This is a genomic window from Kitasatospora sp. NPDC088861, assembly GCF_044750105.1.
Classification (GTDB): Bacteria; Actinomycetota; Actinomycetes; order Streptomycetales; family Streptomycetaceae; genus Kitasatospora.
The window spans coordinates 68,840-91,126 of sequence record NZ_JBIVJF010000028.1 but is presented as its reverse complement, the minus strand read 5'-3'; the positions used below and the strand labels follow the sequence as shown (position 1 = coordinate 91,126).

General features: G+C 73.5%; 18 protein-coding genes and 1 pseudogene. 10 read left to right on the top strand and 9 right to left on the bottom strand.

Features of this window, described 5'->3' with window-relative positions; genetic code table 11:
- Positions 1-103: 103 nt before the first annotated feature.
- From ACIP37_RS31545 to ACIP37_RS31535, 3 genes are all read right to left on the bottom strand, one after another.
- Complete coding sequence (locus ACIP37_RS31545; RefSeq protein WP_363588763.1) at positions 104-1,363, bottom strand: hypothetical protein; 1,260 nt, start codon at positions 1,361-1,363, stop codon at positions 104-106.
- A 205-nt stretch (positions 1,364-1,568) separates the two neighbouring features.
- The gene (locus ACIP37_RS31540) at positions 1,569-2,339 is read right to left on the bottom strand and encodes a lysophospholipid acyltransferase family protein (protein WP_350887852.1); all 771 of its coding nucleotides are present in this window, start codon (positions 2,337-2,339) and stop codon (positions 1,569-1,571) included.
- A 266-nt stretch (positions 2,340-2,605) separates the two neighbouring features.
- Entirely contained in the window at positions 2,606-3,031 is a 426-nt protein-coding gene (locus ACIP37_RS31535) for a DUF4395 domain-containing protein (RefSeq protein ID WP_363633758.1), read from the bottom strand.
- 214 nt (positions 3,032-3,245) lie between these two features.
- On the opposite strand from ACIP37_RS31535, the gene ACIP37_RS31530 reads away from it, so the two are divergent.
- The 5 genes from ACIP37_RS31530 to ACIP37_RS31510 all read left to right on the top strand — a co-directional run bounded on the left by ACIP37_RS31530 (position 3,246) and on the right by ACIP37_RS31510 (position 8,541).
- Entirely contained in the window at positions 3,246-3,647 is a 402-nt protein-coding gene (locus ACIP37_RS31530) for a thioredoxin family protein (RefSeq protein ID WP_363588758.1), read from the top strand.
- Positions 3,648-3,911: 264 nt separating this feature from the next.
- Positions 3,912-4,697 (top strand): electron transfer flavoprotein subunit beta/FixA family protein, encoded by a 786-nt coding sequence (locus ACIP37_RS31525; protein WP_363585624.1) that lies wholly within the window; start codon positions 3,912-3,914, stop codon positions 4,695-4,697.
- 44 nt (positions 4,698-4,741) lie between these two features.
- The gene (locus tag ACIP37_RS31520; protein WP_400811708.1) at positions 4,742-5,704 is read left to right on the top strand and encodes an electron transfer flavoprotein subunit alpha/FixB family protein; all 963 of its coding nucleotides are present in this window, start codon (positions 4,742-4,744) and stop codon (positions 5,702-5,704) included.
- Positions 5,705-5,884: 180 nt separating this feature from the next.
- Entirely contained in the window at positions 5,885-7,303 is a 1,419-nt protein-coding gene (locus ACIP37_RS31515) for an acyl-CoA synthetase (protein ID WP_363631565.1), read from the top strand.
- A gap of 311 nt (positions 7,304-7,614) precedes the next feature.
- The gene (locus tag ACIP37_RS31510; RefSeq protein WP_363631563.1) at positions 7,615-8,541 is read left to right on the top strand and encodes a C40 family peptidase; all 927 of its coding nucleotides are present in this window, start codon (positions 7,615-7,617) and stop codon (positions 8,539-8,541) included.
- Positions 8,542-8,646: 105 nt separating this feature from the next.
- On the opposite strand, the gene ACIP37_RS31505 is transcribed toward ACIP37_RS31510, so the two are convergent.
- The gene (locus ACIP37_RS31505) at positions 8,647-9,549 is read right to left on the bottom strand and encodes a PfkB family carbohydrate kinase (protein WP_363588748.1); all 903 of its coding nucleotides are present in this window, start codon (positions 9,547-9,549) and stop codon (positions 8,647-8,649) included.
- Between the two features lie 465 nt (positions 9,550-10,014).
- Between ACIP37_RS31505 and ACIP37_RS31500 the strand changes: the two genes are divergently transcribed.
- Together ACIP37_RS31500 and ACIP37_RS31495 are read left to right on the top strand one after the other, a co-directional pair.
- The gene (locus tag ACIP37_RS31500; protein WP_363588746.1) at positions 10,015-11,082 is read left to right on the top strand and encodes an NUDIX domain-containing protein; all 1,068 of its coding nucleotides are present in this window, start codon (positions 10,015-10,017) and stop codon (positions 11,080-11,082) included.
- Between the two features lie 164 nt (positions 11,083-11,246).
- Entirely contained in the window at positions 11,247-12,086 is an 840-nt protein-coding gene (locus ACIP37_RS31495; RefSeq protein WP_363624770.1) for a DUF4184 family protein, read from the top strand.
- Here ACIP37_RS31495 and ACIP37_RS31490 read toward each other — a convergent pair.
- The gene (locus tag ACIP37_RS31490) at positions 12,062-13,426 is read right to left on the bottom strand and encodes a dipeptidase (protein WP_363588742.1); all 1,365 of its coding nucleotides are present in this window, start codon (positions 13,424-13,426) and stop codon (positions 12,062-12,064) included. The two genes, ACIP37_RS31495 and ACIP37_RS31490, sit on opposite strands and share 25 nt — an antisense overlap.
- A gap of 421 nt (positions 13,427-13,847) precedes the next feature.
- Here ACIP37_RS31490 and ACIP37_RS31485 point away from each other — a divergent pair, with 421 nt between their 5' ends.
- A complete protein-coding gene (locus tag ACIP37_RS31485; RefSeq protein WP_400811701.1) occupies positions 13,848-15,143 on the top strand; it encodes a geranylgeranyl reductase family protein in 1,296 nt (431 codons plus the stop codon).
- A 181-nt stretch (positions 15,144-15,324) separates the two neighbouring features.
- On the opposite strand, the gene ACIP37_RS31480 is transcribed toward ACIP37_RS31485, so the two are convergent.
- From ACIP37_RS31480 to ACIP37_RS31470, 3 genes and pseudogenes are all read right to left on the bottom strand, one after another.
- A complete protein-coding gene (locus tag ACIP37_RS31480; protein WP_400811698.1) occupies positions 15,325-17,628 on the bottom strand; it encodes a glycosyl hydrolase family 18 protein in 2,304 nt (767 codons plus the stop codon).
- Between the two features lie 296 nt (positions 17,629-17,924).
- Positions 17,925-18,098, bottom strand: a pseudogene (locus ACIP37_RS31475) (winged helix-turn-helix domain-containing protein); the annotation flags it as partial.
- 838 nt (positions 18,099-18,936) lie between these two features.
- A complete protein-coding gene (locus ACIP37_RS31470; protein ID WP_400844894.1) occupies positions 18,937-19,074 on the bottom strand; it encodes a hypothetical protein in 138 nt (45 codons plus the stop codon).
- A gap of 100 nt (positions 19,075-19,174) precedes the next feature.
- Between ACIP37_RS31470 and ACIP37_RS31465 the strand changes: the two genes are divergently transcribed.
- Together ACIP37_RS31465 and ACIP37_RS31460 are read left to right on the top strand one after the other, a co-directional pair.
- Complete coding sequence (locus ACIP37_RS31465) at positions 19,175-20,422, top strand: MFS transporter (protein WP_400811692.1); 1,248 nt, start codon at positions 19,175-19,177, stop codon at positions 20,420-20,422.
- Between the two features lie 170 nt (positions 20,423-20,592).
- Entirely contained in the window at positions 20,593-21,366 is a 774-nt protein-coding gene (locus ACIP37_RS31460; protein WP_400811689.1) for an enoyl-CoA hydratase family protein, read from the top strand.
- An 82-nt stretch (positions 21,367-21,448) separates the two neighbouring features.
- Here ACIP37_RS31460 and ACIP37_RS31455 read toward each other — a convergent pair whose 3' ends face one another.
- Positions 21,449-22,210, bottom strand: coding sequence for a maleylpyruvate isomerase family mycothiol-dependent enzyme (locus tag ACIP37_RS31455; protein ID WP_400811687.1), 762 nt, complete (start codon positions 22,208-22,210; stop codon positions 21,449-21,451).
- Positions 22,211-22,287 lie beyond the last annotated feature (77 nt).

Sequence of the window (22,287 nt, the reverse complement as noted above, 5' to 3'; positions counted from 1 at the left end):
GGTACTGCAGGGGGGACCCTGTGGGAGAGTAGGACGCCGCCGAACAATCATTCACAGAGAACCCCCATCCGGGAAACCGGATGGGGGTTCTCTGCGTTGTGATTCACTCGTCCTGGAGTTCCTCGTCCTCTTCCCACGGCCGCGATTGTGCCTGGGCTGATGCCCGGCCATCGGGTTGAGGTGGTACCGCCGCCGTTCCCCACGCCGGCCGGGTCAGCCAGGCGTCCCTGTCGTTGGTGAGCCGGGCGATGCCCGTCCCGTCCGGCCGCATGGTGTAGAGGTCGGCCTCGGAGCCGGCGGGGGCCTCGGCGAACACGATGGACTTGCCGTCGGGCGCGTAGGACGCGGTGCCGTAGAAGACGTTGGATGGGGCGGGGGTCAGCGCGCCGATGGCGGTGCCGTCGGGGTGGACGGTGTAGATGCCGCCGCCGGGGGCGTCGGTGCGGCCGGCCGGGTAGGTGGTGAAGAGGATCTGGGTGCCGTCGGGGGACCAGTTGGCGCGGTCTCCGGCGCGCAGTTCCCAGGGGGTGAGCTGCCGCAACCCGGTGCCGTCCGCGGCGACGACGTAGATGGCGCGGCTGTTGGCGGGCTGACCGGTGGCACCGGTGCGGTACTCGAAGGTGAGCTGCTTGCCGTCGGGGGACCAACTGGGGTTGCTGACCTGCCCGGAGTACGGCTTGTCGTTGGTGAGGAAGGTGAGCCGCTGGACGTCGGTGCCGTCGGGGCTCATCAGGTAGAGGTCCGAGTACTGGATCTGGTTTCTGTCGGCCGGGTCGAGGGCGCCCCAGGAGCGGCTGAAGGCGAGTTGCTTGCCGTCGGGTGAGTAGGCGGGGGCGCGTTCGTCCTCGTTGGTGCAGTCGGCGGTGCCGGTCTCGCAGAGCTGGTCGATCTGGTGGGCGCCGTCGCCGTTGGTGGAGACCGTCCAGAGGCGGGCGGCGCCGCTTCGTGGGTCGGTCCGGTCGAAGGTGATCGTGCTGCCGTCCGGGGACCAGTCGGGGCGGTCGTCGCGGGTGCGGTCGGGCGGCTGGGTGACCTGGTGCCAACCGGTGCCGTCGGGTGCGAGGGTGACGATGGCGCTGGTGGTGCGGGCGGTGTTGAGGAAGACCCCGCCGACGATCAGACCGTTGTGTGCGGTGGCCGCAGGCGTTCCGGCGGCGGCGCCGACCACGCCGGGGCTCGCGGCGGCGGTCGTCGACTCGGCTGCGGTGGAGGGGGCGTCCGCCTGGATCTCGGACAGGGGGATCTCACCGGGTTCGGCGCCGCACCCGGTCAGCAGGGCGCTCAGCAGCAGAAGGCCCGCACCGGCGCTGGCGCGGGTGCGGGCCTCGGGTGTGGACCTGGGGGACTGCCGTGTGCGGGTCATCCGTGTCATATCCGCTCCGACCTTTCCGACCTCTCCGGCGTTCGCTCCGTCTCCGATGCAGGACGAAGGCCCCTCAAAGGGGCTGTCACTGTGTCAGACGGGGAGCGTCGGCGACCGGGCGACACGCGACGCCTGGCGTTCGGTCGGTCACACGGAGTAGAAGGTCTCGGGAGGGCGGCGCGGGGTGGAACCGGGGCGGGGCTGGTCAGCCCCGGGCGGCGCGGCGCTCGGCCTTGGCGAGGGCCTCCGCCTCGTCCTCGGCCTCGGCGACCTCCAGGGTGGGCGCGGTGCCGTCGAGGTGGGTGGGCAGCCACCAGGTGTCGTCCGGGCCGGAGGGCTTGCCGGGGTACTCGCGCTGGGCCTGGTCGAGCATCTCGCTCATGGCCGCGCGCAGCCGCCTGGTGACCATGACGGGCTTGTCGTTCGGGCCGAGGTGAATCGGTTCGCCGATCATGATGGTGACGGGGACGTGGCGCTTGGTCAGGGTCTTCGGACGGCCCTTGGTCCAGAGCTGCTGGGTGCCCCAGAGGATGACGGGCAGCAGCGGGGTGCCGGAGTCGGCGGCCATCCGGGCGGCGCCGGTCTTGAACTTCTTCAGCATGAACGAGCGGCTGATGGTCGCTTCGGGGAACACCCCGACGACCTCGCCGGCCTTGAGGGCGCGCACGGCGGCCTCGTACGCGGGCTGCCCGTCGGTGCGGTCGACCGGGATGTGCTTCATGCCGCGCATCAGCGGGCCGGAGACCCGGTGCTTGAAGACGTCGTCCTTGGCCATGAAGCGGGTCTTGCGCTTGCCGCCGCGGTAGGCGCCGAGGCCGGCGAAGAGGAAGTCCAGGTAGCTGATGTGATTGCTGACCAGTACGGCTCCGCCCCTGGCGGGGATGTTCTCGGCGCCTACGATCTTGATCCGCACGTCGAGCGCACGGAAGGCGGTGAGTGCGGCGCCGATCACCGGCGGGTACACGAACTCTGCCACGGTCAGTCCTGACTTCCACGGGCCGGAGCCCGGTACGGCGGGTACCCGCGTCGCTGAGCGGGGCCGACCGGAGCGCGGCACGCCGCGGCGGTCACGGGTGATTCACGGAGATGATCCCCCGAACGAGTGCCTGCTGTCACCTGAGCCGTGCGGTCAAGCGGATATTCGCGGTGTGATCTCCGTGATGAGTTCGGGTGGGAACTTTTCCCTCCCCGGCGACCTGGAGGCCCGGTCCGTCCCGGAGGCCCAGGGGGCCCAAGGGGTGGCTAGGCTCCGGCGCCGAGGCGCCCCTGGGCGCGGCGGACGAAGGGGTAGACCTCACGGCCGAGGCAGTAACCGAACGCGGCGTTGAGGAAGGCCGCCGCCAGGGCGAAGGCCGTGGCCAGTAGGCCGAGCCAGGCCACCCCGGTGAGGAAGCCGAGGGCGCCGACGGCGGCGAACACCAGGCCGACTCCCTGCGCGAAGCGGGGTGGCCGCTCGTCCTCGGTCTCGGAGGGCGGGGCCAGTCGGGGGAGGAGGAAGGTCTGGTAGAGCCAGCCGTAGGGGGAGAGCCGCAGGCCGCCGAACGCGCCGAGTGCGAAGACGAGGGCCTGGACGGCCAGCAGCACGTCGCTGCCGGTGATGAGGGCGGCGGCCAGCACGACCGAGGTGAGCGCGGCGGCGAAGCGGGGACCGCGGGGGTCGATCTGCACGAGGGCTCCGGGAGGGTCGCGACGGGCGGCGGCGGGGCGCGTCAGCGACAGCGGGTGGTGGTGGCCCGGCCCAGGTCGACGACGCGGCGGGAGGTCAGCAACGGCGGTGCGGTGCGGTCGGATTCCACCCGGCGATCGTACGCGGGCCCGGCCCGGTGGTCGACCTCCCTTTCGAGGTCCGGGGCCGCTGCCGCAGACTGGGGACGGCCGGTTGGTGGTGTGCGTCGTCGTGTCGGCGCCGGCGACCACCTTCGGGCTGCTACGGGCACGGCACGACGGGAGGCTGAGGGTGCGCACCAACGGCGGGGCGGTACGGCTGTCGGAGGCGGAGCTGGGCGGGGCGCTCGGCGAGCGGGCGACGCTGGTTCAGTTCTCGACGGCGTTCTGTCAGCCGTGCCGGGCCACCCGCCGGGTGCTCGCGGAGGTGGCCGGCATGGTCGACGGGGTGGCGCACGTCGAGGTGGACGCCGAGGAGCGGCTGGAGCTGGCTCGGCGGCTGGAGATCCTGCGGACGCCGACCGTCCTGGTGCTGGACGGGGGCGGCCGGGTGGTGCGCCGGGCGGCCGGACTGCCGCGCAAGGTGGATGTGATCGCGGCGCTCGGCGAGGCGGTGTGAGCCAGGGCCCCGGCGATCCTGCGGCGGATATGCAGTCCGATCAGGTGGTGTCGGGGCTGCCCTGGGGCAGGATGGGCGCAGACGGAAGTGCAGCCGCCCGGCCTAAGCTACTGGCCAGTAGTGACCACTGGACTACTGCCGAGTATGCTGCCAGGAAGTTCCGGACCGGCACGGGAACCCGCTGCCCGGAGCGGGCGCGCACCGTGTTCGCGCCCCGCTTGCACAGCCGCAGCCGCCGGACGAGACCAGTACAGGAGACAGGCCGTGAGCTTGAGGATCGTTGTCTGTGTGAAGTACGTGCCGGACGCGACGGGTGACCGTCGGTTCGCGGACGACCACACCACCGACCGGGAGGGTGTGGACGGCCTTCTGTCGGAGCTCGACGAGTACGGCGTGGAGCAGGCGCTGCGGATCGCGGCGGCGAACGAGGGTGCCGAGGTGACGGTGCTGACGGTCGGGCCGGACGACGCGAAGGACGCGCTGCGCAAGGCGTTGTCGATGGGTGCGGACAAGGCCGTGCACGTGAACGACGAGGACATCCACGGTTCGGATGTGATCGGGACGTCGGCGGTGCTGGCGAAGGCGCTGGAGAAGACCGGGTTCGACCTGGTGATCGGTGGGATGGCGTCGACGGACGGTTCGATGGGTGTGCTGCCGGCGCTGCTGGCGGAGCGCCTCGGTGTGGCGCAGGTGACGCTGCTGTCGGAGGTGTCGGTCGAGGGCGGTGTGGTGCGGGGTCGTCGTGACGGTGACGCGGCGACGGAGCTGGTGGAGGCGGCGCTGCCGGCGGTGGTGTCGGTGACGGACCAGTCGGGTGAGGCCCGGTACCCGTCGTTCAAGGGGATCATGGCGGCGAAGAAGAAGCCGGTCCAGTCGCTGGATCTGGACGATCTGGGCATCGAGGCGGACGAGGTCGGTCTGGCGGGTGCGTGGACGGCGGTGGAGTCGGTGGCGGCGCGTCCGGCGCGGACCGCGGGCACGGTCGTCAAGGACGAGGGCGAGGGCGGCAGGCAGCTCGCCGGCTTCCTCGCCGACCAGAAGTTCATCTAGTCCCCCCGTTCGCGCATCCAACGATCGATCAGGAGCAACGAATCATGGCTGAGATCCTGGTTCTGGTGGACCACGCCGACGGTGCGGTCCGCAAGCCGGCCCTCGAACTGCTGACCCTGGCCCGCCGGATCGGCGAGCCGTCCGCGGTCGTGCTGGGCGCCGGTGCCGCCGCCGCCGACCTCGCGGCCAAGGCCGCCGAGTACGGCGCGGCCAAGGTGTACGTCGCCGACGGCGCGGAGTTCACCGACCAGCTGGTCGTCCCGAAGGTGGACGCCCTCACCCAGATCGCCAAGGCCAACGACGCCGCCGCCGTCCTGGTCACCTCCTCCGGCGAGGGCAAGGAGATCGCCGCCCGCGTCGCACTGCGGCTGGGCTCCGGCATCATCACCGACGCCATCGACCTGGAGGCCGGTGAGGGTGGCCCGGTCGCCACCCAGTCGGTGTTCGCCGCGTCCTTCCAGGTGAAGTCGAAGGTGACGAAGGGCGTGCCGGTCATCACCGTCAAGCCGAACGCGGTGGCCCCCGAGGCCGTTGCGGGCGCGGGCGCGGTGGAGAACGTGGCGGTGGAGTTCACCGGCAACGCGGCCAAGGTCACCTCGCGCACCCCGCGGGTCTCGACCGGCCGTCCGGAGCTGACCGAGGCCGCGATCGTGGTCTCGGGCGGCCGTGGCGTCGGCGAGGCGGCCGGCTTCGGCGTCGTCGAGGAACTCGCTGACGCGCTGGGCGCGGCCGTCGGCGCCTCGCGTGCCGCCGTCGACGCGGGCTGGTACCCGCACAGCAACCAGGTCGGCCAGACCGGCAAGCAGGTCTCGCCGCAGCTGTACATCGCGGCTGGCATCTCCGGTGCCATCCAGCACCGGGCGGGCATGCAGACCTCGAAGACCATCGTGGCCGTCAACAAGGACCCGGAGGCCCCGATCTTCGAGCTGGTCGACTACGGCGTGGTCGGCGACCTGTTCGCCGTGCTGCCGCAGCTGACCGCCGAGGTGAAGGCCCGCAAGGGCTGATCCCCGCACACGGCAGTGGGAGGGCGTGGCACCGGGTACCCGGTGCCACGCCCTCCGGCGTTTCCGGCACAGGTCGGTACAAGCCAGGTGGGCGGCGGCTGGTGACCGCTGCCCACGGACGGTCCGGGTGCGGCCCGTAGAGTCGGCGCGACAGCGTGAGACGAGGGCGAGGACGGAAGCATGGCACTGCTGACCGCACTTCAGGGCGACTACGGGGACGCGGCGGACGCGCTGCGGATCGACGGGCGGGCGCTGTCCCGCGAGGAACTGCTGGGCGCGGCGACCGCCGTCGCCGACCGGGTGGCCGGTGCGCCCGCGCTCGCCGTGCTCGCCCGGCCCGCCGTCGAGACGGTCGTCGCCGTGGTCGGCGGCTTGCTGGCGGGCGTGCCCGTGGTGCCGCTGCCGCCCGACTCCGGGCCCAAGGAGCGCGAGCACATCCTGCGCGACTCGGGTGCGGTGCTGCTCGCGCACGCCGTGGGCGACGCGGTGCCGGGTGAGGTGGAGGGGGTGCCGGTCGACCCGGCGGACCGCGCCGCCACCACGTTCGCCGAGCCCGCGCCGGACGCCACCGGCTTCGTCCTCTACACCTCCGGCACCACCGGGGCGCCCAAGGGAGCCGTGATCCGGCGCCAGGCGATCGCCGCCGACCTGGACGCGCTCGCCGCGGCCTGGCAGTGGACCGCCGAGGACACCCTCGTCCACGGCCTGCCGCTGTTCCACGTCCACGGACTGATCCTCGGCGTCCTCGGCGCCCTGCGGACCGGCAGCCGGCTCGTGCACACCGGGCGGCCCACCCCGGAGGGGTACGCGGCCGCGAGCGGCAGCCTGTACTTCGGGGTGCCGACCGTCTGGTCCCGGGTGGCGGCCGACCCCGGGGCGGCGGGTCGGCTGGCCTCGGCCCGGCTGCTGGTCTCCGGCAGCGCGCCGCTGCCGGTACCGGTGTTCGAGAAGCTGGCCGCGCTCACCGGGCACGCCCCGATCGAGCGCTACGGGATGACCGAGTCGCTGATCACCGTCAGCACCCGGGCGGACGGCGAGCGCCGGCCCGGCAGCGTCGGCCTGCCGCTGGACGGGGTGCGCACCCGGCTGGTCGGCGAGGACGGCGCTCCGGTGCCCTCCGACGGGGAGAGCGTCGGAGAGTTGCAGGTCGCCGGGCCGACCCTGTTCAGCGGGTACCTCAACCGGCCCGACGCGGATGCCGAGGCCTGGACGGCTGACGGCTGGTTCCGCACCGGGGACGTCGCCGTGATCGGTGAGGACGGCTTCCACCGGATCGTCGGTCGCGCCTCCGTCGACCTGATCAAGAGCGGCGGCTACCGGATCGGCGCCGGTGAGGTGGAGGCCGCGCTGCGCGACCACCCCGCGGTCGCCGACGCGGCGGTGGTCGGTGCGCCGGATGAGGACCTCGGGCAGGCCGTCGTCGCGTACGTCATCCCGGACGGCGCCGTGACGGGGGAACAGCTGACGGCCTTCGTGGCGGAGCGGCTGTCCGCGCACAAGCGGCCGCGCCGGGTCGTGCTGGTGCCCGAACTGCCCAGGAACGCGCTGGGAAAGGTGCTGAAGAAGCAGCTGCTGGCGGAGTCGGACCAGCAGGGGTGAGGGGGCGTCGGGCAAGCAGCCCGATGACTGGCCTTCACCCTGATACCCCGTCGGTGCTCACCGGCCGTGAACCCTTCCATTGGCTCACTCCACTGCGCGCCGTGAGCGGACGCGTGCCTACCGTGACACGCAGGCAGAACTGAATCCCCGCCCGGCATGCCGCGGCTCCCGGTCGCACGACCGGAGGCCGTGGCATGCCGGGCGGGGTCTGCCGAGCCGTGCGTGCCGTCTCACCGGGACGTGCGTGTCCGTAGCCGATTCCGCAGCCGCCCCCGTGGCGGCAGTTCGCAGCAGTGAGGGAAGACAGCAGGATGACCACCGTCAACACCGGCGCGCCGGGTGCCGCCGACGAACCGACCGGGCAGCACGCTGCCACCACCGTCGACCAGCGGGCGGCCACCGTCAGCCCCGTCAGCCCCGTCCGTCCCTCGCGGGCCGCGCGGGTGCGTCGGGGGATAGGCATGGTGGCCGTGATCGTGGCCGGTGCGGGTGTGATCGGCGTCGGCCCCGGCGTCAGCCCCGCCGCCGCCGCCGAGTCGGCACCGGCGCACGCTGGGTGGGACGGCTCGCGGTACTGGTTCAAGAACAGTCAGGGGCAGTGGCGCTGGACCACGCACTACGACGTGTACGTGGCGCGGACGGGGGGCGGATCCTCCTCCGCAGCGAAGGCCCCGTCGACGGGCGCGAAGTCGAGCGGGGGGATCAAGCAGGGCTGGGACGGGTCGCGGTACTGGTTCAAGAACAGCAAGGGGGAGTGGCGCTGGACCACGCACTACGACGTGTACGTGGCGCGGACGGGGGACGGGTCCCCGTCGTCGTCCGGGTCGTCCGGATCGTCCTCGTCGGGCTCGGCCGCCGGCGCGGTGGCGGGGGACCAGGGCGTCGAGTCCGCCGTGCAGTTCGCGCTGAGCCAACTGGGCAAGCCGTTCCGGACCGCGGGCAACGGGCCGGACGGGTACGACTGCTCGGGCCTCGTGCAGCAGGCCTTCCGACGCGGCGGGGTGAACCTGCCGCGGGTGGCCAACGACCAGTACGCGGCGACCACGCCCATCAGCGCCGGCCAGCTGCGCCGGGGCGACCTGCTGTTCTGGTCCCCCAACGGCACCAAACGGGGCATCCAGCACGTGGCGATCTACCTGGGCAACAACCAGTACGTCGAGGCGGCGCGGCCGGGCACGCTGATCCGGATCTCGGGGATCAGCAGCGGCTACTACCCGTCGTACATGGGGCGGCCGTAGACCGAGTGCTGCTAGGCACGTGAGCCGGGGCGTTCGGGAGTTGTGGCCCGGGCGCCCCCACCGGGGGTGAGCCCGGCCCGCCCAGGCCCGTCGGGAAGCGGCTGGTCAGAGGTCGGTCGGGCGGGGGAGGGCGCCACGCGCGCCCAGGGCGGTGACGGCGAAGGCGCCGGCGGCCACGGCGGTGGCGGCCGCGGCGGGGAGGGAGGCGCCGCGGGCGAGTCCGGCGGCGAGGGCGCCGCAGAAGACGTCGCCGGCACCGGTGGTGTCGACGACCTGGACGGCGGGGGCGGGCAGTCGGGCCGACCGTCCCTCGGTGGCGACCAGCGCGCCCTCGCCGCCGAGGGTGAGTACGACGCCGTCGGCGCGGCGGGCGAGGGCCCGGGCGGCCTCCTCGACGGTGGGGGCACCGGTCAGCTGGCGGGCCTCGACGGCGTTGGCGACGACCAGGGGGTGGCGCCCGGTCGGACCGGTGTCGGGGAGCGAGCCGGCCGGGGCGGCGTTGTGCACCCAGTGGGTGCCGTCGGCCGGCAGGGCGGCGGCGGTCGCTCGGATGCACTCCTCGGGGACCTCGCCGCTGGTGAGGAGCACGTCGACGGGGAGCAGGTGCAGGCGGGCGAGTGCGGCGGTGACCTCGGCGGCGGTCAGGTGGGCGTTGGCACCGGGGACGACGACGATGCTGTTCTCGCCGGCGGGGTCGACCATGACGATCGCCTGCCCGGTCGGCGCGTCGGGGTGGGTGAGCACGGAGGCCGTCTCGACTTCCGCGCCGCGCAGGTCGGTGACCGCGGCTGCGCCGTCGGCGTCGTGCCCGACCTTCGCGACCAGGTGGACGGCGGCGCCCATGCGCGCCGCCGCCACCGCCTGGTTCGCGCCCTTGCCGCCGAACCCCTGGGTGGCGGCGGTGGCGAGGACGGTCTCGCCGGGGGCGGGGAGGACGGGGCAGCGGAGGATGCGGTCGGCGTTGATCGAGCCGATGACGATGACGCGGCCGGCTGGGAGCAGCTTCATCGTTCCTCTGTACGTGCTGGGGTGCGCGCGGCGCAAGCGGGCGCCGGGGGGCGCGCGAGGGGCGCGGGGAAGAATATGTCGACCGGTCTACTGAATTATGCAGACCGGTCTAGATATTGCCGGGAGAAATCTGTCGGTCGGTCTACATAGTCGGGTGGAGGGGGTGATGCGAGGTGATCTGGGGTGATGATGGCGCACAGGAAGTCGGACGGGCCGACTTCCTGTGCGCGCAGGGTGTGAGCAGGGTGCAACTTTGATGTAGACCGGTCTACATATTTCTCCCGGAAGGCGGCTGGCCTGGGCACATGCCCCTGTCAAGGGGCGGAGTGGGGCGCAACGGCGGGCGCGGTGGGGAGGTATGGGGAGCGGCGTGGCGCGGGTACCACCACGGGTGGCGCTGGTTCGGCCGACGGGGGCGCTGCCCGGTGCGAACGGCATCGGGGCAAGTCGAGGGCAGGGGACGTTGTGATCGTCTGGGTCAATGGCACATTCGGGGCGGGCAAGACGAGTGCCTGCCGCGAGCTGGTGGAACTGCTGCCCGGGAGCGTGCTCTTCGATCCCGAGCTGGTGGGCTTCGGCCTGCGCCGGATGCTCCCGGCCGACCGGCTGGCGACGGTGTCCGACTTCCAGGACCTGGCGGCCTGGCGCCGGCTCGTCCCCGAGACGGCGGCCGCGCTGCTCAGTGAGGTCGCGGGCCCGCTGGTGGTCCCGATGACCCTGCTCAGGGAGGACTACCGGGACGAGATCTTCGGCGACCTCGCCTCCCACGGCATAGCGGTGCACCACTTCGTCCTGGACCCAGAAGAAACGATCCTGCGTCACCGCATCGCCCACCGCGACGAGTGCCCGGGAGATCCGGAGGCCAGCGAGCGGGTCCGCACGTGGTGCTTCGAGCACGTGGCCCGCTACCGGGCCGCCCGGCGCTGGCTGGTCGAGGACGCCCGGATGCTCGACACCAGCGAGCTCACCCCCCGCGAGACCGCCCACCGGATCGCCGAACTGGTCCGCGTCGGCGCCGCCCGCTGCCCGATCGTCCAGACCCCCGACCCGACCGGGGACACCGTGGCCTCCGCCGTCCTGTTCTTCGACGAACAGGACCGCGTCCTGCTGGTCGACCCCGTCTACAAACCCGACTGGGACTTCCCCGGAGGCGTGGTCGAACGCGGCGAGGCCCCCACCGACGCGGCCCTGCGCGAGACCGCCGAGGAACTGGGCCTGCGGCTCGACCCGACCGGGCTGCGCCTGCTCGCCGTCGACTGGGAGCCGCGCACCGGCCCGCGCCGCGGCGGCCTGCGCCTGATGTACGACGGCGGCCAACTGGACGCCGCCTCCCGCCAGAACCTGCTGCTCCAGGCCGAGGAACTGCGCGACTGGCGCTTCGTCACCCTGGACGAGGCCGCCGACCTGCTGCCCCCGAGCCGCTACCGCCGCCTCGCCGCCGCCCTGGACGCCCGCCGCAGCGGCGAGTTGCGCTACCTGGAGGCGGGCCGCCGGGTCGCGCTCGGCCTGGCCAGCACGGCGGACGCGGCGTAGCCGCCTGGGGTGCCTGACGAGCCCGGGTGCCGGGCCGTCCAGAGGCGGTGGCCGCTGTCCAGAGGCGCTGGCCGTTGGCCCAGGTCGTTGGCTGTTGGCCCAGGTCGTTGGCCGTTGGCCCAGGCCGTTGGCCGATGGCTCGGCAGGGGCGGGAGGATGGGGGCATGCCGTTCACACTGAGCCACCCCGCCGCCGTCCTGCCCCTGCTGCGCGCCGCCGGGGAGCGCGGGCCGCTGGTCGCCTCGGCGCTGGTCGCCGGATCGATGGCGCCCGACGTCCCGTTCTTCGCCGAGTCGCTGCTGCCCGGGGTGTACGGCCACGGCGGTCTGACGCACCGCTGGTGGGCCGTGCCGACGCTGGACGTGGCGATCGCGGGCGCGCTGGTGGCCGGCTGGCACGGCCTGCTGCGCGCGCCGCTGGTGGCGCTGCTGCCCGACCGGTGGGCGGGCGCGGCCGAGGCACTGACGGTCCGGCGGCCCGCCGGAGCCGGGGCGGGTGCGGGGGCGGCGTGGTTCGCGGCGTCGGCGGCGATCGGTGCGGCCACCCACGTCGGCTGGGACGCGTTCACCCACGAAGGCCGGCTGGGTGTCCGGCTGCTGCCGGTGCTGGACCGGGAGGTGGCCGCGGTTCCGCTCTACTCGGCGCTGCAGTACGGCAGTTCGGCGCTGGCCCTGGCCGCGATGGCGGGCTGGGCGGTGCGGGCGGCGCGGGGCGTGGAGCCGGTCCGCCCGGCCGTGGCACTCGCTCCCCGGGCGCGCCGCGCCGCCGTCGCGGCCCTGGGCGCGGCGACGGCGGTCGGAGTGCTGCACCGGCTGGTCCCGCTGCGGCGGAACCTGATCCCGGAGTTCTGCTTCGGCGCCGGGGCCGGGCTCGCGGTGGGGGCGGTCGGTTACGCGGTGGTGGCGGGTGCCGCCCGCAGGTTCCGGGGCGGGCGGCCGGTGCCGGAGACCGCCGACGGCGGCCCCCGGACCAACGTGCGTCAGACCGAGCGCAGTTCGGCGTAGCGGCGGAGGAACAGGGCCTCGGAGAGGGCCATCCGCTCCAGCTCCTGCGGGTCGACGCTCTCGTTGACCGCGTGGATCTGGGTGGTCGGCTCCTCGACGCCGATCAGCACGATCTCGGCCTTCGGGTAGAGCGAGCGCAGCGTGTTGCAGAGCGGGATCGAGCCGCCCTCGCCGGAGGCGACCATCTCGGTGCCGAAGGCCTCGGCCATGGCCTCGCCCATCGCCTCGTACGCCGGGCCGGTGGTGTCGGCGTTGAACGGGGCACCGGTGCCCTGGCGTTCGACGGTCAGACGGGCGCCGAGCGGGACCTGCGCCTCCAGGTGGGCGACCAGCGCGTCCTGGGCGGCGGTCGGGTCGCTGCCCGGCGGGACGCGCAGGCTGACCAGGGCCTTGGCGGCGGCCTGGACGGAGGAGGTGGCGCCGATCACCGGCGGGGCGTCGATGCCGAGGACGGTGATCGCGGGGCGGGCCCACAGGCGGTCGGCGATGGTGCCGGTGCCGGTCAGGGCGACGCCGTCGAGCACCTTGGCGTCGGAGCGGAACTGCGCCTCCGAGTACTGGACACCGCTCCAGGTCTGGCCGCCGGTCAGTCCGGCCACCGCGACGTCGCCGTGCTCGTCGTGCAGCGAGGCGAGCATCCGGACCAGCGACTGCAGCGCGTCCGGGGCGGCGCCGCCGAAGGCGCCGGAGTGCAGGTTGCCGGCCAGGGTGGTGACCGCGACCTCGACGACCGTCATGCCGCGCAGCGAGGCGGTCACGGTGGGCAGGCCGGGGGCGAAGTTGCCGGTGTCGCCGATGATGATGGCGTCGGCGGCGAGCAGTTCGGGGTGGGCCTCGGCATAGCGTTCCAGGCCGCCGGTGCCCTGCTCCTCCGAGCCCTCGACGATGATCTTCAGGCCGACAGGGTAGCCGTCGCCGTACACCTGCCGCAGGGCTCGCAGGGCGGTCAGGTGCATCAGGATATTGCCCTTGCAGTCGGCGGCGCCGCGCCCGTACCAGCGGCCGTCACGCTCGGTCAGCTCGAAGGCGGGGCTGAGCCAGGCGCTCTCGTCGAGCGGGGGCTGGACGTCGTAGTGCGAGTAGAGCAGCACGGTCGGCGCGCCCTGGGGGCCGGGCAGTTCGGCGTAGACGGACTGGGTGCCGTCCGGGGTGTCCAGCAGCTGGACGTTGGTCAGGCCCTCGGCGGCGAAGGCGTCGGCGACCCAGCGGGCGGCCTTCTCGCACTCCTCGACCGGGAACTGGCGCGGGTCGGCGACCGAGGGGAAGGCGACCAGTTCGGCGAGGTCGGTGCGGGCACGGTCCATCAGGGACCGGACGGCGTCGGCCAGCGGCTGTGACATCGGGGCTCCGAGGGGAAGGCTTCGCCCGAGGGGTGGTGCGGGCGGAGGGGGCGGTTTGGGTACCGCCGATCATAGGCGGACTCGAACAGTCCGATCGGGTGGTTCTGCCCGGCGATCCCGCCCGGCGCACCGTCTGGTGGACCGGCCCGATGGATCGGCCCGGGTTCGATCTGAGTTCGGTCCGGGTTCGATCCGGGTTCGGTCTGGCGTTCGGGGCGGCGCGGCCAGCGGCGGGCTCGGCGGACGCATAGGATTGCTCGACGTGACTGACTCCGGAAGCTTCGATTCCCGCAGCCCACTCGACACCGAGGTCTCGCCGCCCGACGCCGAGGTACCCGGACGGCCGTCAGGCCGGTCGTCAGGTCAGCCGTCAGGCGAGGCGTCCGAGGGGGCGCCCGAGACGGTGTCCGAGACCGGGACGGTGTCCGAGACCGGGACCGAGACGGTGTTCGAAGCCGCGACCGAGGCTGGGACAGAGACCGAAGGCGCGACCGAAGCCGAGACCGAGACCGCGCCGAGGGTCGGTCGGTCGGCGCCCGAGCCGCTCGACGGCGTCTGGGACGTGGTGGTGGTCGGCGCCGGACCGGCCGGAGCCTCGGCCGCGCACGCCGCCGCCGTCCAGGGCCGGCGGGTGCTGCTCCTCGACAAGGCCGAGCACCCCCGTTACAAGACCTGTGGCGGCGGCATCATCGGCCCGTCCCGGGACAGCCTGCCGCCCGACTTCCGGCTGCCGTTGCAGGACCGCGTGCACGCCGTCACCTTCGCCTACGACGGGCGGTTCACCCGGACGCGTCGGTCCCGGCGGATGCTGTTCGGCCTGGTCAACCGGGACGAGTTCGACCTGCGCCTGGTGCAGGCGGCCAAGCAGGCCGGGGCGGTGCTGGTCACCGGAGTGACCGTCACCGGCGTCGAGCAGCGTGGCGGCGAGCACCGGACGGCGCTGGTGACGGCCGCCGACGGGCGCACCTTCGAGGCGCGCGCGGTGGTCGGCGCGGACGGCAGCGCGAGCCGGATCGCCCGGCACGTCGGCGTCACCTTCGACCAGATCGACCTCGGCCTGGAGGCGGAGATCCCCGTCCCGCCGCAGGTCGCCGCGGACTGGTCGGGCCGGATCCACCTCGACTGGGGCCCGCTGCGCGGCAGTTACGGCTGGGTGTTCCCGAAGACCGAGTCGAGCAGTCTGACCGTCGGCGTCATTTCGGCGCGCGGCGACGGCGAGCGGACCAAGCAGTATCTCGCCGACTACATCCGGCGGTTGGGGCTGTCCGGCTTCACCCCGAGCGTGGAGTCCGGGCACCTGACCCGCTGCCGGGCCGAGGACTCGCCGCTCTCCCGCGGCCGGGTGCTGGTTGCCGGGGACGCGGCCGGACTGCTGGAGCCGTGGACCCGCGAGGGCATCTCCTACGCGCTGCGCTCGGGCCGGCTGGCCGGCGAGTGGGCGGTGAAGGTCGCGGAGGCGGGCAAGGCGGCGGACGTGCGGCGCGAGGCGTTGAACTACGCGTTCGCCATCAAGGCCGGGCTGGGCGTGGAGATGCGCGCCGGCAAGCAGCTGCTGGGCGCCTTCGAGCGGCGCCCGTACCTGTTCCACGCGGCGGTCTGCCTGGTGGCGCCGGCCTGGCGGGCCTTCGCCCGGACCACCCAGGGGCACACCTCCTTCGCGCAGGTGCTCCGGCAGTACCGGGCGGCCAGGAAGCTGGCGGCGATGGCGTCCCGGTGACGGGAGGCGCATTCGGCCTTGGAGGCCCGTCAGGCCCGTCAGGCCCGTCAGGCCCGTCAGGCCCGTCAGGTACGTGAGGCGCTTGAGGCGCTTGAGGCACCTGAGGCGCGGGCCGGCGCTCCGTCGTTCTCGGAGCGCCGGCCCTTGCTGCCCTACCGGCCCAACGGGCCATGCCCTCCGGCTATTTGAGACCGGAGTCGAGTGCGTTGATGAGCGTGCCGGAGGGGGTGTCGCCGGACATCTCCCAGATCATGCCGCCGAGCAGGTTCTTCGACTTGAGGTAGGCCGTCTTCTGGGTGATCGACCAGGCGTCGTCGAAGGTCCACCACTGGCCGCCGGCTCCGGTGTAGCCGTACGTCGCAATGGACTTGGGGTCGTGGTACACGGTCAGGTTGGGGACGCCGGTGATGAGGTTGTTGTAGCCGCGGGTGCCGGCCTCCTCGCTGAACTGGCCCGGGGCCGCGCCGTTCGCGGACTGCCACAAGCCGGAGGCGCCGCCGTCCGCCACGCCCTGCCAGCCGCGCCCGTAGAACGGGAAGCCGATGGTGAGTTTGCGCGGGTTGACCCCGGCGCCGAGGTAGGTCTGGACCGCCGCGTCCACGCTGAAGTGGAAGTTGTACGGGTCGTTCGGGTCGGCGTAGAGGTTGGCCTGGGGGCCGGTGCGGTTGGGCTCCCAGGAGTTGTCGCTGCCGGAGCCGTGGAAGTCGTAGCCCTGGACGTTGGCGATGTCCAGCGAGCTGAAGATCTTCGTGAGGTCCCAGCCCGCGGCGACCTTCGCCGGGTCGGCCGGGGTGAAGGCGGTGAGCAGCTTGTGGGATCCGCCCAACGCGTCGAGCTGCTTGCGGAATTCGGCCAGCAGCAGGGTCAGGTTGCCCTTGTCGTTGGCGCTCCAGTGGTTGCCCGCGTGGCCGTCGGCGGAGCCGGGCCACTCCCAGTCGAGGTCGATGCCGTCGAAGATCCCGGCCGCCACGCCGTCGCCGCCGGCGCCGTTGTAGACCGGCAGGTTGCCCTTGATCCACACGTCGAGGCAGGACTTGACGAACTTCTGGCGGGACGCGTCGGTGGCGGCGACGTCCGAGAAGTACTTGGAGTACGTCCAGCCGCCGAGTGAGACGACCACCTTCAGGTTCGGGTACTTGGCCTTCAGCTTCTTCAACTGGTTGAGGTTGCCGCGGAGTTTGCCCCAGCCGTCGTCGGCCACGCCGTCCACCGACTGGTCGGCGCTCATCGGGCGGGCGTAGTCGGCGTCGGCGTCACCGGCGCCGGTGCCCTGGTCCGGGTCCTGCGGGTTGGCGGTGGTGCCCTTGGTGACGCCCGCCAGACAGGTCAGGTTGACCGGATCGATGTTCTCGAAGGCGTAGTTGACGACGTCGAGCTTGGCCGCGCTGCCGGAGGTGTCGAGGTTCTTGACGAAGTACTGGCGGCCGTAGATGCCCCACTGGACGAAGTAGCCGACCCGGGCGTACTTTCCGGCGCCGACCAGGTCCGAGGTGGTGGCGGTGAGCGGGGCGGAGGCGGGAGAGGCGTTGTCGGCGGGGTCGCGGGCCTTCACGGTGAACGTGTAGGTGGTGGACGGGGACAGGCTGCCGACCGTCGCGGTCAGGGTGCTGCCGCTGACCGTCGCCACCAGCGTGCCGCCCTGGTAGACGTCGTACGCGGCGACCCGGACGTTGTCGGTCGCGGCGTTCCACGCGAGCGTGACGTCCGACGAACTGATCGCCGTGGTCCGGAGGTTGGTCGGCGCGGTGGGCGGGACCGGGTCGGTCGACGGGTCGAAGGTGGCGGCGGTGACGGGCGCGCTGAGCGGTCCGGTGTTGCCGCGGCTGTCCTTGGCCCGGACGGACAGCGTGTAGGTGGTGGCCGGGGTGAGCCCGGTGAGCAGGGCGCTGGTGGTGGTGCTGGAGCCGACCACGACGGCGCCGTTGAGCACGTCGTAGGAGGCCACCGGGAAGTCCCCGCCGGTGGCGACCGGCCAGGTCAGGGCGAGCGTGTGCGCGGTGGACTCGGTGACCGCCGGGGTGCCCGGCGCGGACGGTGGGACGTCGGCGGTGCCGTCGCACTTGTCGCCGTTGATGCGGCAGTTGGTGGGGGTGGCGACCGGGCCGTTGCCGACGAACCAGAAGCTGTACGGCTCGGTGGTGCTGTGGGTGTTGACGGTGGCGTTGTAGAACGCGTTGGTCGCGGTGACGTGCCGGCCGTTGACGGTGGCGGTGCCGTTGTAGCTGTTGCCGATGGTGACGCCGGCCGGCAGGTCGAACTCCAGGGTCCAGCCGGTCACGGCGGTGGCGTTGTCGTTGTGGACGATGTAGGTGCCCTGCCACCAGGAGCCGTTGTCGGCGGTGGTGAAGGAGGCGGTGAGTTTTCCGGCGGCGTTCGCCGGGGCGGCCAGCGCGGTGAGCGCGGCGAGGGGCAGGACCAGGACGGAGAGCAGTGCCAGCAGTCTGCTGCGCACGCGCGGGCGCCTGGCCCGGGATCGAGCGGACATGGTTCTCCCTGTGGCTGTGGGGGTTGGACAGGGTGACGTAGAACCGCGGTGCTTGGTGCGTGTGCGATGGGTGCCCGCGCCGTGGGGAGACGGGGCATGGGCACTGTAGGAGGACTGGACCAATGCGTCAACAGGTCTGTACCACTGGGGAGTTGGGGGACCAGCCGCCGTGGTGCGGGCCGGTCGGGGGGAAGACGAGGGCGAACTCCGTCACTGTTCGCCCCCGTCAGCTCGTCCCCGAGCGGGCTGCGCAGGTACAGCACCGAGCGGCCGTGCCGGGCCCGGGTGACCAGGCCGGTGGCGGCGAGGACGGACAGGTGCTGGCTGACCGCGCCGGGGGTGACGCCCAGCCGGTAGGCGAGGTCGGTGGTGGAGGCGGGTTCGGCGAGCAGGGCCAGCAGCCGGGCCTTCGGCGCGCCGACCAGCGCCTCCAGGGCGCGCGGCGGCACCGGCGTCCCCGGGCCGGCCATGCCCGCCTGGCCGCGCGCCGGGTAACTGATCTGCGGCGCACGCTCGTTGCTGATCATCGTGATCGCGCCGCGGGCGAAGAAGGTCGGGATGAGGACGAGGCCGCGGCCGTCCACGGCGGTCTCCGCGTCCCAGTCCGTCCACCGGCGGTTGATCGACAGGACGCCGTCCTCCCAGTGCAGCCGGTGGTCCAGGTCGGCGAAGAGCGCCGCCGCGCCGTGCCGGGAGAGCAGCCGGGCCCGGTAGACCAGGTCGGCGTCCAGGACCGCACGGGCCTGCGGCCACCAGGACGGCGCGAGGCAGACCTCCCAGTACTCCTCCAGCGCATCGGCGATCCGCTGCAACAGCCGTGCCGGGTCGGCCAGTCCGGCGGCGAGCGCGGCGGGCAGGGGCCGCCCGTGCGGCAGGAAGACCTGCTCCAGTTCGGGGCGCAGCTGCTCCGGCGGCAGCGCGCGGACGGTGGCCAGCTCGGTGCGGAAGTCGGCGGCGGGCGAGGCCGGGCGGGGCGTCAGGAAGTCGGGGATCCAGCGGTTCCCGGCGATGAGTGACAGCAGCAGCGTGGAGTCCAGCCGTTCGAAGGCGGGCCGGAGCCGTTCGAAGGCCGGGGTCTGGAGCTGGTAGACGCCGGGGTGGGTCCACATGCGCAGGCTGAGCGAGGCCTCCTGGATCGGGGAGACGGCGAACCAGGTGGTGGCGAGGTCGGCCAGGCCGAGCGTGAAGCGGTGCACGGGGGCGGTCTCCTGCGACGCGGCGCGTGGGCGCCGGGGCTGGGGCGCGTGGGGCGCGTGGTTTTAGCCAGAGCCTAAAGGAGTACCGGACCCGGGCCGCCAGGCGGTGTGATCAGCACATGACCACCACCTCGCCGGCGGAGACGTCCGGACCCGACCCCGCCATGCCCGGAGGCGCCGCCATCACGGCAACCACCGCAACCACCGCAAGCACCGCAAGCACCGCAAGCACCGCAACGATCGCAGACACCGCAACGACCGGAAACGCCGCAACGACCGCAGACCCCGGAGACGTCGCGGACCCAGGAGGCCCCGCAGGCCCGCAGGCCGGCGGCGGGCTCGTCAGCGCCGTGCGACGGCGGCTGCACCCCGACCCGATGGTCCGGCGGCTGGCCGGGCTCACCCTGGTCAACACGATGGGCAGCGGCCTGTCCCTGTCCGTCGCGGTGCTGTTCTTCACCCGGGTGCTCGGTCTGAGCGCCGCCCAGCTGGGGCTCGGGCTGACCGCCGCCGGCCTGTGCGGGGTCGTCGCGAGCGTGCCGGCCGGGCGGGCCGCCGACCGTTGGGGCGCCCGGCCGGTGCTGGTCGTGCTGGTCGCGGCGCAGGCGGTCGGCACCGCCGGGTACACGCTCGCGCACAGCTATCCGGCCTTCGTGGTGCTGGCCTGCGGGGTCGCGGCCGTCGACCGCGGCTCCGCAGCCGTACGGAACGCGCTCTACGCCGAGGTGCTGCCGCCCGACCGCCGGGTGGCGGGCCGGGCCTACCTGCGGGTGGTGACCAACGTGGGCCTCTGCCTGGGTACGGTCGTCGGCGCGATCGCGCTCCAGGTGGACACCAGGCCGGCCTATCTGACGGCGATTCTGGCCGACGCCGCCTCCTTCGTGGTCGTCGCCGCGCTGTTCCACCGTCTCCCCGTCCTCGCGCATGCGGCCCCGGTCGCGCCGCCCGTGGGACCGGAGGCCGACGGGGCCGGTCGGGGCAAGCGGCGCAATCCGGCGCTGCGGGACGGCCCGTTCCTGGTCGTGACGGTGCTGAACGCGGTCCTCGCCCTGCAGTTCGCCGTCCTGGAGGTCGGCGTGCCGCTGTGGATCATCCATGACACCGAGGCGCCCCGGATCACCGTCGCGGGCACCCTGATCGTCAACACCCTGCTGGTGATCGCCCTCCAGGTGCGGGCCACCCGGGGGACGGAGGACCGGTCGACGGCCGCCCGGCTCTGCGGCCGCGGGGGGCTGCTGCTCGCCGCCTCGTGCCTGGTCATCGGCCTCGCGCACGGCCTGCCCGCGATCGTCGCCGCCGTGGTGGTGCTCGGCGGCATCGCGTTGCAGTCGCTGGGCGAGGTGTTCGGCCAGGCCGGCGGCTGGGCGCTCAGCTACGACCTCGCGGGGGAGCGTGACCACGGCGCCTATCAGGGCGTGTACAACGCGGGTTCGGCGGCGGCGATGATGGCCGGTCCTGCGTTGGTCAGCACCGCCGTGATCGGGTTCGGTCTGGCCGGTTGGGTCGTCCTGGGCGCGGTACTGGCGGCGGCAGGCCTGGCGATGGGCCCCGCCGTCCGGTGGGCCGGGCGACGGGGAGGGTACGCCGAGGGCCGGTGACGCGGCCGCTCCCGGACGGGCGCGAGGGCCTCGATCCCGATCGGCACCTCGGGCAGGACTGGCTCTGGCCGAGGGGCGGGTGGGCGTGCCAGAGTCGTCCGGGCGTCGCCCGGGCACCCGGGGCGGCACCGCAGTCCGACCCACCCTCAGCCGGAAGGCAGGCCCCGCCGATGACCAGCGCAGAGCCCCTCGTCCGCGTCACCACCGCCGACGCCGTCACCACGATCACCCTCGACTCGCCGCACAACCGCAACGCACTCTCCACCCGGCTGATGGCCGAACTGCACGCCGGTCTGGCGGTCGCCGCGGCCGACCCGGAGGTCCGGGCCGTGGTGCTCGGGCACACCGGCAAGGTGTTCTGCGCGGGTGCGGACCTGTCGGAGGCGACCGGCGCGGACCCGACGGTCGGCCCGCGCGGCCTGGTCGAGCTGCAGCGGGCGATCGTCGACTGCACCAAGCCGGTGATCGCCGTGATCGACGGGCACGCCCGGGCCGGCGGCCTCGGCCTGATCGGCGCGGCGGACCTCGCCCTCGCCGGGCCGGCCGCGACCTTCGCGTTCACCGAGGTCCGGCTCGGCCTCGCGCCCGCCGTGATCTCGCTGCCGCTGCGCCCCAAGCTGGACCCGCGCGCCGCCTCCCGCTACTACCTCACCGGCGAGGTCTTCGACGCCGCCGAGGCCGCCCGGATCGGCCTGATCACCCGCGCCACCGAGTCCGCCGAGGACACCGGGGTCGCGTTGAAGGGCCTGCTGGACGCGCTGCGCCAGGGCTCCCCGCAGGGGCTGGCGGAGTCCAAGCGGCTGGCCAACACCGAGGTGGTGCGGTCCTTCGAGCGGGACGCGGAGGGGCTGGTGGAGCTGTCGGCGCGGCTGTTCGGGTCGGCGGAGGCGCAGGAGGGGATGCGGGCGTTCCTGGAGAAGCGGCCCGCGCGCTGGGTGCGCTGACCCCGGGCCGCTCCACCCCGGGCCGCTCCACCCCTGGCCGCTCCCAGCGCGCGGCGCGCCGCGAGCTACGTGCGGCGCGGCCTCAGCCGATGACCGCGCTGGTCCGCCAGAGTTCGAGCAGCGCCTCGTCGCCGTCGAGTTCGACCTGCGCGGGCCCGACCGGGAGCCGGTTCCACAGCAGCAGGTACAGGTCGTGGGCGGGGCCGGTGAGGGTGAGGTCGGCCGGTTCGGCGGCGCCGCCCGTGCCGACGGCCGGCGGCTCCTGGGTGATGGTCAGCTGCCAGGAGCCGGGGCCGTCGGTGGTCCGGACCCCGATGGTGCGGGTCCGTTCGCTGCGCAGCCGGGAGCGGCTGCTGGCCACGAAGCCGCTCAGCAGTTCGTCGATGCCGTCGAGGGCGAGGGCGGTGTCCACCCGGGGGCCCTCGGTGCCGGCCGCCGCGTCGGCGTCGGCGCGGTGGACGGCGGTCTCGTGCGCCTGGCGGCGGGCCCAGAACCCGAGCGGGCTGGGCGACGGCAGGAAGGTCCAGCACTCGACGTCGGCCGGGGCCCGGGTGAGCGTGTCCACCAGGGCGGCGTGGCCTTCGCGGAACCAGTCCAGCAGTGCCGCGTCGGACGGCGCCGGCCCGATCACGGCCCGGCTGCCGTCCTCGTCGAGGGGCGCGCGCAGGCCCTGGGAGGGGTAGGCGGCGGCCCAGCGGTGGACGTTCCCGACGTGCCTCAGCAGGTCGTTCAGGTTCCAGTCCGGGCAGGTCGGTACGGGGGCGGCGAGGTCGGTCCGGGCGGCGGCCTCGGCGAGCAGGCTGCCCTCGCGGCGCAGGGCGTCAATGTGTTCGGTGATCTCCATGGGAGGGAGTGTGGCACCGGAGCCCGCCGTCGGTCGCGGTTTTCGGACCCGCCCGGGCGGAGGGCCAGGCCTGGCCG

Bases quoted from the DNA above. Each gene is read 5' to 3' on its own strand.
- ACIP37_RS31545 (WP_363588763.1), bottom strand. From the start codon at position 1,363: ATGACCCGCACACGGCAGTCCCCCAGGTCCACACCCGAGGCCCGCACC.
- ACIP37_RS31520 (WP_400811708.1), top strand. From the start codon at position 4,742: ATGGCTGAGATCCTGGTTCTGGTGGACCACGCCGACGGTGCGGTCCGC.
- ACIP37_RS31515 (WP_363631565.1), top strand. From the start codon at position 5,885: ATGGCACTGCTGACCGCACTTCAGGGCGACTACGGGGACGCGGCGGAC.
- ACIP37_RS31510 (WP_363631563.1), top strand. From the start codon at position 7,615: ATGACCACCGTCAACACCGGCGCGCCGGGTGCCGCCGACGAACCGACC.
- ACIP37_RS31505 (WP_363588748.1), bottom strand. From the start codon at position 9,549: ATGAAGCTGCTCCCAGCCGGCCGCGTCATCGTCATCGGCTCGATCAAC.
- ACIP37_RS31495 (WP_363624770.1), top strand. From the start codon at position 11,247: ATGCCGTTCACACTGAGCCACCCCGCCGCCGTCCTGCCCCTGCTGCGC.
- ACIP37_RS31490 (WP_363588742.1), bottom strand. From the start codon at position 13,426: ATGTCACAGCCGCTGGCCGACGCCGTCCGGTCCCTGATGGACCGTGCC.
- ACIP37_RS31480 (WP_400811698.1), bottom strand. From the start codon at position 17,628: ATGTCCGCTCGATCCCGGGCCAGGCGCCCGCGCGTGCGCAGCAGACTG.
- ACIP37_RS31460 (WP_400811689.1), top strand. From the start codon at position 20,593: ATGACCAGCGCAGAGCCCCTCGTCCGCGTCACCACCGCCGACGCCGTC.
- ACIP37_RS31455 (WP_400811687.1), bottom strand. From the start codon at position 22,210: ATGGAGATCACCGAACACATTGACGCCCTGCGCCGCGAGGGCAGCCTG.